3 protein-coding genes are annotated in these 2,446 nt (G+C 61.7%); all 3 read right to left on the bottom strand.

Features of this window, described 5'->3' with window-relative positions:
- Positions 1-48: 48 nt before the first annotated feature.
- The 3 genes from tnpC to FSO04_RS45515 all read right to left on the bottom strand — a co-directional run bounded on the left by tnpC (position 49) and on the right by FSO04_RS45515 (position 2,424).
- On the bottom strand, positions 49-1,581 hold the full coding sequence (tnpC, locus tag FSO04_RS45505; RefSeq protein ID WP_154567969.1) for an IS66 family transposase: 1,533 nt from the start codon (positions 1,579-1,581) through the stop codon (positions 49-51).
- Positions 1,582-1,645: 64 nt separating this feature from the next.
- Complete coding sequence (gene tnpB, locus FSO04_RS45510; RefSeq protein WP_154567970.1) at positions 1,646-2,002, bottom strand: IS66 family insertion sequence element accessory protein TnpB; 357 nt, start codon at positions 2,000-2,002, stop codon at positions 1,646-1,648.
- On the bottom strand, positions 1,978-2,424 hold the full coding sequence (locus FSO04_RS45515) for a transposase (RefSeq protein WP_233465465.1): 447 nt from the start codon (positions 2,422-2,424) through the stop codon (positions 1,978-1,980). Before FSO04_RS45515 ends, tnpB begins: the two co-directional genes overlap by 25 nt.
- Between the last annotated feature and the right edge of the window lie 22 nt (positions 2,425-2,446).

Raw genomic sequence — 2,446 nt, forward strand, 5'->3', positions numbered from 1 at the left:
CGTAAGCACCCGGGGAAGGCATCTTGACGGGGGCAATCGCTGAAACGATCAAGCAGCGGTCCGCGTCCAGCGATGAGGAAGCAGTTGCGCGATGTCGGCGGCACGGTGTGTCGGCAATCGCGTCAACACGTCCTTCAGGTAAGCCAACGGATCGTGCCCGTTCAGCTGTGCAGAGCGGATCAATGTCATGATCGCGGCCGCGCGTTTTCCGGCACGCAGGGATCCTGCGAACAACCAGTTCGACCTCCCCAGGGCCCATGGCCGTATTTGATTCTCGACCCAGTTGTTATCCGCAGGCACATGCCCGTCATCCAGATAGCGCGTAAGCGCTTCCCAACGTTTGAGGCTGTAGTCGAGTGCTGCGGCGATCCCGGATCCGTCCGGCACACGCTGCCGTTGCGTGAGCAACCATGCATGAAGCTCGTTGGCGATGGGGCGAGCCCGCTCCTGACGCACAAGACGTCTTCTATCGGGCTCGAGTTCCGCGACGTCGCGTTCGATTTCATACAATGCGCCGAAGTATCGCAGCGCGGGCTCGGCCAGCTCGCTCTGGTGCTTGACGTGTAAATCAAAGAATTTACGGCGCGCATGGGCCAGGCACCCGGTTTCGGTCACGCCGTTCTGGAAGCTGGCCTTGTAGCCTCCATAGTCGTCGCAAGTCAGCTTGCCGCGCCACTCGCCCAGGAATGCGCGTGCATGTTCGCCAGCGCGGCTCTCGGCGAAGTCGTAGATCACCGCCTTCAGATCGGAGAACTGCGTTGTACTGTACGCCCACAGATAGGCTCGATGGGTTTTGCCCTTTCCCGGCGCAAGCATCTGTACCGGCGTCTCGTCGGCATGCAGTACCGCCTGCTGCAATACTTCTTCACGAAGCGCATCGACCAGGGGCTGCAGGCGCACGCCACACGCGCCAACCCAGGCGCCGAGCGTCGATTGCGCGATCGCCAGCCCCGCCCGCGCAAAGATACGTTCCTGCCGATACAGCGGCAGGTGATCGTTGTACTTGGCGACCAGCACCTGCGCCAGCAGACCGGTAGTCGGAATGCCCTTGTCGATCACATGAGGCGGCACCGCAGCCTGCACCAGCGTCTCGCATGCCTTGCACGCCCATTTACCTCGGATGTGCCGCTCAACCGTGAACACGCCGGGCGTGTAATCCAGCTTCTCGCTGATGTCCTCGCCGATACGAACGCGCTCGCAGCCGCACGTACAGATCGTGCTGTCCGGCTCGTGATGAATGTCGGTACGTGGCAGTTCGGGAGGAAGCGGTGCCCGCTTTGGCTGTTGACGTGGTGTCCCAGCCTGCTCGCCGGACTTCAGCCCCTGCAGCTCGAGCCCGATTGCCGCCAGATCCGCGTCGAGCGCTTCCTCGAGCAGGCTCAGTTGCTCCTTGTTGAGCTGCTCACTGCGCCTGCCGAACTGCTGCCGCTTGATGACCGAGAGTTCGTGCGTAAGCTGGTCGATACGTGTTTGCCGGTACTGCAACTCTCTTTCTTTCTCGGCGATCTCGGCCATCAGCTTCGCGTTCAGCTCGCGTATCTGTTCGGTACTGAGGGCGTCGAGATCGGCGGGTATGTCCATGGCGACCAGTCTGCCAGAGCGGCGCCGGATGCAGCAAGGGAAACAGTTTACGTACTCACGGGGCTCAAACCACCGTGATCGCGTGATCCGGCGCGAGAGTGCGCCATGGCAGTCCCATCACCAGAGCGTGAAGCTGTTCGGGGCTCAGCCCCACGCTCACCGCCTGCTCGCCGTTTGTCCAGACGAAGCGCCCCTTGTTCAGCCGCCGTGCGGCAAGCCATATGCCCAGGCCATCGTAGACCAGCACCTTCATTCGAGTGGAGTGCCGATTGGCAAACAGATAGGCATGATGGGGCCTCACTGACCCGAACACCTTGACCACGCGTGCGAGCAGCGTATCGACACCGGCGCGCATGTCGACCGGCTCCGTCGCGAGCCAGATGGCATCGATGCGAATCAACGCAACCACCCCTGCAGCCATGTTGCGCAGTCGCTCGCGGCCGACAGCGGCCAGCGCACCGTGATCGCCGTCGCGCCCCTGCGCACCTCGATCTCGATGTGCGTCGCCGCTGCAACACCATTCTGCATCTGCAACGGCACAAATTCCGGCGGCGAGATATTCAATTCCTGTCGGGCCGCTTCAGCGGCATCGCGTTCCTCCTGCGCTGCAACCCAGCTGCGCAGCAAGTTGGCGTTCAACCGGTAATGCAGTGCCACGGCCGCAATCGACACGTTCGGCTGCATTGCCGCCCGAATGACCATCTCCTTGAATTCCTTGCTATGCCGCCGGCGCCGTGTCGGCTGAACCACATCCTGGACAACCTCGACTTCGTCCATCATGTACACCTGTCCATTTAAAATTTGAATGGACATGATCGTCGGGCTGCTCGACTTACCGATCAAGATGACTTCGCCGGCTGCTTAC

Origin of the sequence: Paraburkholderia madseniana (genome assembly GCF_009690905.1) — a bacterium.
GTDB lineage: Bacteria > Pseudomonadota > Gammaproteobacteria > Burkholderiales > Burkholderiaceae > Paraburkholderia > Paraburkholderia madseniana.

What these genes read in the sequence shown, in the direction of transcription:
- tnpC (WP_154567969.1), bottom strand. Translation starts at nt 1,581, where the DNA reads ATGGACATACCCGCCGATCTCGACGCCCTCAGTACCGAACAGATACGC.
- tnpB (WP_154567970.1), bottom strand. Translation starts at nt 2,002, where the DNA reads ATGGCTGCAGGGGTGGTTGCGTTGATTCGCATCGATGCCATCTGGCTC.